The sequence below is a fragment of the Microbacterium sp. NPDC057407 genome, from assembly GCF_042803895.1.
Classification (GTDB): Bacteria; Actinomycetota; Actinomycetes; order Actinomycetales; family Microbacteriaceae; genus Microbacterium.
Map to the genome: position 1 here is coordinate 208,725 of NZ_JBHVCA010000004.1, position 7,066 is coordinate 215,790.

At 70.9% G+C, this 7,066-nt stretch carries 6 protein-coding genes; 2 read left to right on the forward strand and 4 right to left on the reverse strand.

The window, feature by feature from the left end:
- Positions 1-50: 50 nt before the first annotated feature.
- From ACFUTX_RS12975 to ACFUTX_RS12990, 4 genes are all read right to left on the reverse strand, one after another.
- On the reverse strand, positions 51-1,187 hold the full coding sequence (locus ACFUTX_RS12975; RefSeq protein ID WP_378865207.1) for a 5-(carboxyamino)imidazole ribonucleotide synthase: 1,137 nt from the start codon (positions 1,185-1,187) through the stop codon (positions 51-53).
- A 53-nt stretch (positions 1,188-1,240) separates the two neighbouring features.
- Positions 1,241-1,807, reverse strand: coding sequence for a PH domain-containing protein (locus tag ACFUTX_RS12980; protein WP_378865209.1), 567 nt, complete (start codon positions 1,805-1,807; stop codon positions 1,241-1,243).
- An 81-nt stretch (positions 1,808-1,888) separates the two neighbouring features.
- Positions 1,889-2,686, reverse strand: a complete 798-nt coding sequence (locus ACFUTX_RS12985; RefSeq protein WP_378865212.1) for a biotin--[acetyl-CoA-carboxylase] ligase — start codon at positions 2,684-2,686, stop codon at positions 1,889-1,891.
- A 21-nt stretch (positions 2,687-2,707) separates the two neighbouring features.
- Positions 2,708-4,864 (reverse strand): serine hydrolase, encoded by a 2,157-nt coding sequence (locus ACFUTX_RS12990; protein ID WP_378865215.1) that lies wholly within the window; start codon positions 4,862-4,864, stop codon positions 2,708-2,710.
- A 203-nt stretch (positions 4,865-5,067) separates the two neighbouring features.
- Here ACFUTX_RS12990 and ACFUTX_RS12995 point away from each other — a divergent pair, with 203 nt between their 5' ends.
- Together ACFUTX_RS12995 and ACFUTX_RS13000 are read left to right on the forward strand one after the other, a co-directional pair.
- Complete coding sequence (locus ACFUTX_RS12995; RefSeq protein ID WP_378865218.1) at positions 5,068-6,657, forward strand: acyl-CoA carboxylase subunit beta; 1,590 nt, start codon at positions 5,068-5,070, stop codon at positions 6,655-6,657.
- Positions 6,654-6,884, forward strand: a complete 231-nt coding sequence (locus tag ACFUTX_RS13000) for an acyl-CoA carboxylase subunit epsilon (protein WP_378865221.1) — start codon at positions 6,654-6,656, stop codon at positions 6,882-6,884. The genes ACFUTX_RS12995 and ACFUTX_RS13000 overlap by 4 nt, the downstream gene beginning before the upstream one ends.
- Positions 6,885-7,066: the final 182 nt, after the last annotated feature.

The window sequence follows — 7,066 nt, forward strand, 5'->3', positions numbered from 1 at the left end:
AAGAACCCCGCAACGGCGCGGCACGATCTGACACGCCGGCTTGGCGCGGATCAGTCGAGGAAGACGGATGCCGCGGCCCGCGCCCGGTAGGCGACGTCGTCCAGGTCGTCGCCCGCCACGTTCACGTGCCCGACCTTGCGCCCCGGACGGGGCGCCTTGCCGTAGGTGTGGATCTTCGCGTCGGGGTACTCCGCCATCGCCGCCGCGAAGCGGTCGGCGAGGCCCCCCTCGGACGGCCCGCCGAGGATGTTGACCATGACCGTCCAGTCCGCCGTCGGCGACGTCTCCCCCAGCGGCAGATCGAGCACCGCCCGCAGGTGCTGTTCGAACTGGCTGGTGACGGCGCCGTCCTGGGTCCAGTGACCGCTGTTGTGCGGACGCATCGCGAGTTCGTTGACCAGGAGTCGCTCATCGGTCGTCTCGAACAGCTCGACCGCCAGCATCCCCGTCACCCCCAGGCCATCCGCGATGCCCACGCCGATCTGCGCGGCGACCTCGGTGAGCCGCTCGCCGGCGCGCGGCGCGGGGGCGAGCACCTCGGCGCAGACGCCGCCCCGCTGCACGGTCTCGACGACCGGGAAGACCGCGATCTCTCCCGACGGCCGGCGGGCGACCTGCTGCGCCAGCTCGCGCGAGAAGTCGACCAGCTCTTCCACGAGGAGCGCGCCGCCGCGTGCATCCTCGGCGAGCGCCGCGAACCAGTCCTCGGCCTCGGCGGCGGCGCCCACGACCCGCACGCCCTTGCCGTCATAGCCGCCGCGCGGCGTCTTCACCACCGCTCGACCGCCGTGCGCGTCGAGGAACGCCTGCAGCTGCTCGGGACCCGTCACCGCCGCCCAGTCGGGCTGGGGCATGCCGAGCTCGTCCAGTCGCGCGCGCATCGAGAGCTTGTCTTGCGCGAAGCGGAGCGGAGCGGGACCCGGGTGCACCGCGACCCCTTCGTCGATCAGCGCGGCGAGGACGTCCTGCGGAACGTGCTCGTGGTCGAAGGTGATCACGTCGACCTCGCGTGCGAACACGAGCACGGTCTGCGCGTCGCGGTAGTCGCCGACGGAGGTGGCGGCGAGCGCCGCCGCCATACCGTCGTCCTCCGCCAGGACGCGGATCTCCACGCCGAGCTCGACCGCAGGGGCGATCATCATTCGGGCCAGCTGTCCGCCGCCCACGACTCCGACTCTCAGCGTCATCCCGCCACCTTTCTGCCGATACCATCTTCGCGCACCGGCGACGGCGCTCGAGGTCAGGCCGGCGACGGCAGCGGTGGTGGGGGCGGAAACGGGGGCTGGGCGTCTCGATGAGCGAGGATCTGGTTGACCTCCACCTGATCGGCCAGGGCCTCGTGCACGAGCGCGATGCTCGGAATGTTCGCCAGGCGCAGCGGCGGATCGACGCCGTTCGACAGCGTCAGGGTGCCCGCGCCCCACAACCGCTGGAGGATGCCGCGGCGCACCTGGATCGTGTAGCCGCGCACGTGGGCGAGCTCACGATGCCGTGACACGAGCACCCCGGACCGCTCGATGACCCGTCGCGTCGTGATCGTGTACACGTGCGCCCACCACGACGCGAACGGGAGGACGACCAGCAGCAGCACGACGAGACCCGCGGCGGCGAGCAGCATCCAGTTCTCGAGCGGGGCGGGAAGGTTGCCGTAGAAGTAGCCGCACGCTCCGGCGGTGGCGATGAGCACGGCCGCCGACCAGGTCAGGCGCCGGGCGTGCCCGCGGAAGCGGGCCACGCGCAGCTCGGGCGTGGGCGCGCCCGGGGCCGGCGTGTACGGGCGCCCACCGTAGCTGGTCGGCTGCGTCATGCTCTCATTCTGACCGGGGGCGCCGACGTCGCGGGCGCGGATCGCCGCGCGGCGTCATCTGCGCGGCGCGATCCCGACACTTCAGCGCACGTGCACCACGTCGCCGGCCGAGACCACGCTCTCGTACTCGGAGTCCTGCAGCACGACGAGCCGGCCGTCGTCGTCGATCCGCTGCGCGCGCCCCCGCAGCACCTCTCCGTCGGGAAGGCTGACGGCCACGTCGCTGCCGAGCGTCGAGCACAGCGCCTCGACCTCCGCGAGCACGCCCGCGGCGGCAGCGCTCCCGCGGGCGGCGGTCAGCGCGTCGAGGTGCTCCGCGAGGGCCGAGAGGTAGTCGGCGAGCAGTCTGTCCTCCTCCGCGACGAGGCCGAGCGCTTCGAACGACGTGGCGGTCTCGACCGGGAGGTCGCTGCGAGACATGCGGGTGTTGACGCCCGAGCCGATGACGACGGCATCCGGATGCCCCGGCACGGCCTCGGCGAGGATCCCGCACACCTTTCCGCCGTCCAGGAGCACGTCGTTGGGCCACTTGAGGGTCGCGCTGTGTCCGGTCCCCCGCACCTGTGCGGCGATCGCACGCACCATGGCGGCCCCCGCCACGAGCGGGATCCATCCGCGCGATGCCATCGGGATGCCGCCGACGCGCACCACCACCGACACGGCCAGCGCGGTGCCGGGCGGGGTCGTCCACGACCGGTCCAGCCGCCCGCGCCCCGCCCGCTGGTCGGTCGTCAGCAGCAGCGAGAGGTGCGGCCACTCGTCGGGCGCGGCGGTCACGTGGGCGACGACATCGGCGTTCGTGGAGTCGGTGGTCTCGATCACCTGCACGCGAGGCGAGACGGCAGCGGTCAGCGGGTATCCGTCGGCGGGAATCGGCATGTGCTCACGCTAGCGAGGAGGTCACCGATTGCGCAGGTCGCCCACGAGCGCCCACAGCTTCCGAGAGCCGTACTGCACCTGGTACCAGACGCGGTTCGCGTCGTGCACCTGAAGCGGCGTTCCCGCGCCCACTACGACCGCCATGCTGCCCCCGGGGGAGGTGCGCAGAGCCGTCGCACGCACCGTCGCCATCTGCTGCACCGGGTACGACGCGGCGGTGCCGAACGCGCCGTGGAAGTGCTGGTAGACCGTGCGCGACACGGCGCGCAGGGCGGCCTGCGGCGGCCCGTTGTCGCCGACGATCGACAGGTAGTACTTGGTGTTCTTGCCGTACACGATCGCCGTGTCGGCCTGGAGCAGGCCGGACGCGATCCACAGCGCCCCCGGCTTGCTCGCCTGCGCGACGCCGGGCGGGATGCCCGACGCGATCCGCGAACGCCAGATCTGGGACCGCATCTCTCCGATCAGGTGGTCGGCGTAGCGCCGGGAGAGGACGCGGCCGGCGTCGAGCCCGTCCATCATCTCGACCAGATCGTTCGTGGTGGTGCGGTTGCCGGCGTAGAGAACGCTCGTTCCCGGCGGGACGGAGCCGTAGGCGGTGTTCGAGAAGCCCGCCGCGCGGATCATCCGGTTGATCTCGGCGATGCCGATCCAGTGCACGATGTCGGTGTGGCAGTAGTTGTCGGACGCGTGGATCATCACGTGGATGCACGACCCCAGGTCGACGCCCGACGGGAGCACGGTGCCGAACGACGCCCGCCCCGCCTGGATGCGCGTCAGCGCCGCCCACGCGGCGTAGATCTTCATCATGCTCGCCGGCTCGCGGAGTGTGGCGCCGTTCACGCTGGTCACCGCGTTCAGGCCGCCGTCCTGGCGGACCGTCACCGAGTACGTCCCGGCGTAGCCCGAGAGAGTGGAGCGGATGGCCGCGTTGAGAGCCGACTGGCTGCGCTCCCGCTCCGCCGTGCAGGAGCTGTTGTGGACCACGGGGGTACTCAGCCACACCAGTCCACCGACCGCGGTCACGCCGACGTTCTTGGAGCGCACATAGCTCGCGACGCCGTCGATCATGCACAGCTGCACCGTGTACACGAGCGGCTGGCCCGACGCCGCGGCGAGCGACGCCGCGAGAGCGCTGCCGGCGGGGCTCGCCGGGTTCGACACGATAGCCCGCTGGACCGCTCGGGTGCGATCCTGCGCCATCTGGACCGACGAGAGATACCGGTCCTTCGCGACGCGACGCTCGACCGAGAAGCCGGCGCCGCGCAGCGCGCTCTCGTACGCCGCCGGAATGCCACTCGTGCCGCCGACGATGACGACAGTGCCGGCACCCACTGCTCGCAGTGCCGCGAGGGTCGCGGCATCCGGTGCGGACTTCCCCTTCTGGACCAGCAGGAAGCCGCGATCGTTGGCGGCCGCGGCGACCGCGGCGAGCGGCGCGGCGACCAGGTCGACGCCTTCGGCGAGGTAGACGGTGTCGAACGAACCCGCTGACTGCAGCACTGTCTGCGAGAGCGCGAACCGGCTCGCGCCGCCGACACGCCGGACGTCACCGGCCAGCGTCCGCAGCTGCGACACGACGCTCTCGCTCACGGAGTCGCCGCCGTACACGAGGATCGTCTCCGGCGCGAGTCGGCGGATCTCGGCCGAGACGGCCGACGGGACCGCGGACTGCTGCACGTAAAGGAGCGGCGCGCCGACGTGGCCCGCCGACCACGCGCCGACGACGCCGCTCGCCGGGGCGAGGGCCGACGCGACGATGACCGTCGATGCGCCACCCGGGAAGGCGGCGCGCGACGCGTTCACCGACACCTCGTACTGGCTCGATCCGCCCGCGCGCCCGACCGAGGGCACGGTCGCGGTGGTCGCCGCGAGGGGAGCCACCGCATCGGCGGACTCGTCGGTCTGCTCGTCCGGAGCCTCGTCGCCGCCCTTGGGACTCGTCGGCGTCGCCGTCGGCGTCGGCGTCGGAACGGGTACGACGGATTCCGACGGCGACGGGGTCGGTTCGGGAGTGCCTTCGGAGACCGGCGGCTGCGTGACCGAGGGGGTGGGCGCGGCTTCGGGCGCGGCATCCGTCTCGGCCTGCGCCGTCGACGACGCGACAGCCGGATCGGCGAACGCGAAGGGGACCATCAGGGCCAGCGAAACGAGGAGTCCCGCAGCCTTCACCGACATCGAACCGAATCGAACTTCTTTACCACGCGTCACAGTCCCCTGACTGTATATCGGCGGAGAGCAGGAGCCATGAGATTGACATGAGAAGTTCACGAGGGCCGGAGTCCGCGACGAGCGAGGGCGGCACGGGCGACAGCGGATGCCGCGAGCCCTTGTGCCAACCCTCCAACCGCTGCGGAGGGCCCGCCGATAGGGTGGAACGCGTGACCGACCAGCCCGACCTCTTCACGACCGCCGGAAAGATCGCCGACCTCCGTGCGCGCTACCAGGAGGCGGTCCTCGATGCCGAGGCCGTCGCACAGCAGAAGCAGCACGCGAAGGGCAAGGGCACCGCGCGGGAGCGCATCGAGATGCTCGTCGACCCCGGCAGTTTCGTCGAGCTCGACGAATACGTCCGCCACCGCACCACGGCTTTCGGAATGGACAAGTCGCGACCCTATGGCGACTCCGTCGTCACGGGGGTCGGGACGATCCACGGCCGCACGGTCGCCGTGTACGCGCAGGACTTCTCGACCTTCGGCGGGTCCCTCGGCGAAGTGGCCGGCGACAAGATCATCAAGGTCATGGAGTTCGCGCTGCGCAACGGCATTCCGATCGTCGGGATGCTCGACTCGGGCGGAGCGCGCATCCAGGAGGGCGTGGTCGCACTCGGCAAGTACGGCGAGATCTTCCGCCTCAACACGCAGGCCTCGGGCGTCATCCCGCAGATCTCGATCATCATGGGCCCGGCCGCGGGCGGCGCCGTCTACTCCCCCGCCCTCACCGATTTCGTCGTGATGGTCGACAAGACCAGCCAGATGTTCGTCACCGGTCCGGACGTCATCAAGACGGTCACCGGCGAGGACGTCGGCATGGAAGAGCTCGGCGGCGCGCACACGCACAACACGCGCTCGGGCGTCGCGCACTACCTCGCCGAAGACGAGGAGGACGCGATCGACTACGTGCGCACGATGCTGGGCTTCCTGCCCGACAACAACCTCGCCGAGCTCCCCGTGTACGAGAGCGGATTCGAGTTCGAGACGACCGACGCCGACCGCACGCTCAACACGATCGTGCCCGACTCTCCGAACCAGCCGTACGACATCCATCAGGTGATCCGCGGGATCGTCGACGCCGAGGACTTCCTCGAGGTGCAGCCGCTCTTCGCGCCCAACATCGTCATCGGCTTCGGCCGGATCGAGGGCCGATCGGTGGGGATCATCGCCAACCAGCCCTCGCAGATGGCGGGCACCCTCAACATCGAGGCGGGTGAGAAGGCGAGCCGGTTCGTGCGATTCTGCGACGCGTTCTCGATCCCCATCGTGACGCTCGTCGACGTGCCCGGCTACCTCCCCGGCACCGACCAGGAGTGGACGGGAGTCATCCGGCGCGGCGCGAAGCTGCTGTACGCCTACGCCGAGGCGACGGTCCCGCTGGTGACGGTCATCCTTCGCAAGGCCTACGGCGGGGCCTACATCGTGATGGGCTCCAAGCAGCTGGGCGCGGACATCAACCTGGCCTGGCCGACGGCCGAGATCGCGGTCATGGGCGGGCAGGGCGCCGTCAACATCCTGTACCGCGGCGAGATCAAGCGCGCCGAGGAGGCCGGCGAGGACGTGGCGGCGGTGCGCACACGACTGGCGAACGAGTACACCTACAACGTCGCGTCGCCGTTCCTGGCCGCCGAGCGCGGCGAGCTCGACGGCATCATCGAGCCCGCGCAGACCCGCGTGTCGATCGCGAAGGCGCTGCGCGCATTGCGCGGCAAGCGCGCGAGCCTCCCGCCGAAGAAGCACGGGAACATCCCGCTGTGAGCACCGCCGGAGACGAGGCCGAGGGCGTCAGGATCGACGTCCGTCGCGGCGCGCCGACCGAGGACGAGCTCGCGGCGCTGATCGCCGTCGTCACCGAGGCGTACAGCGGTGAAGCCGCCGAGGCGGTCGCCGCGGACGACACGACCCGGAGTGCGTGGTCTCTCACCCAGCGCGGCCTCCGCACCCCGCTGCGCCGTGACCTCGGCTGGCGCGGTTTCACAGGCTGAGCGGTCCCCTCGAAACCGGTTTTCGGGTGGCGCCGCGGGCGGTGTCTCCAGACACTCGTGTCGAGTGCCGCCACAGGCGGTGTATCGAGACACTCGTGTCGAGTGCCGCCACAGGCGGTGTATCGAGACACTCGTGTCGAGTGCCGCCACAGGCGGTGTATCGAGACACTCGTGTCGAGTGC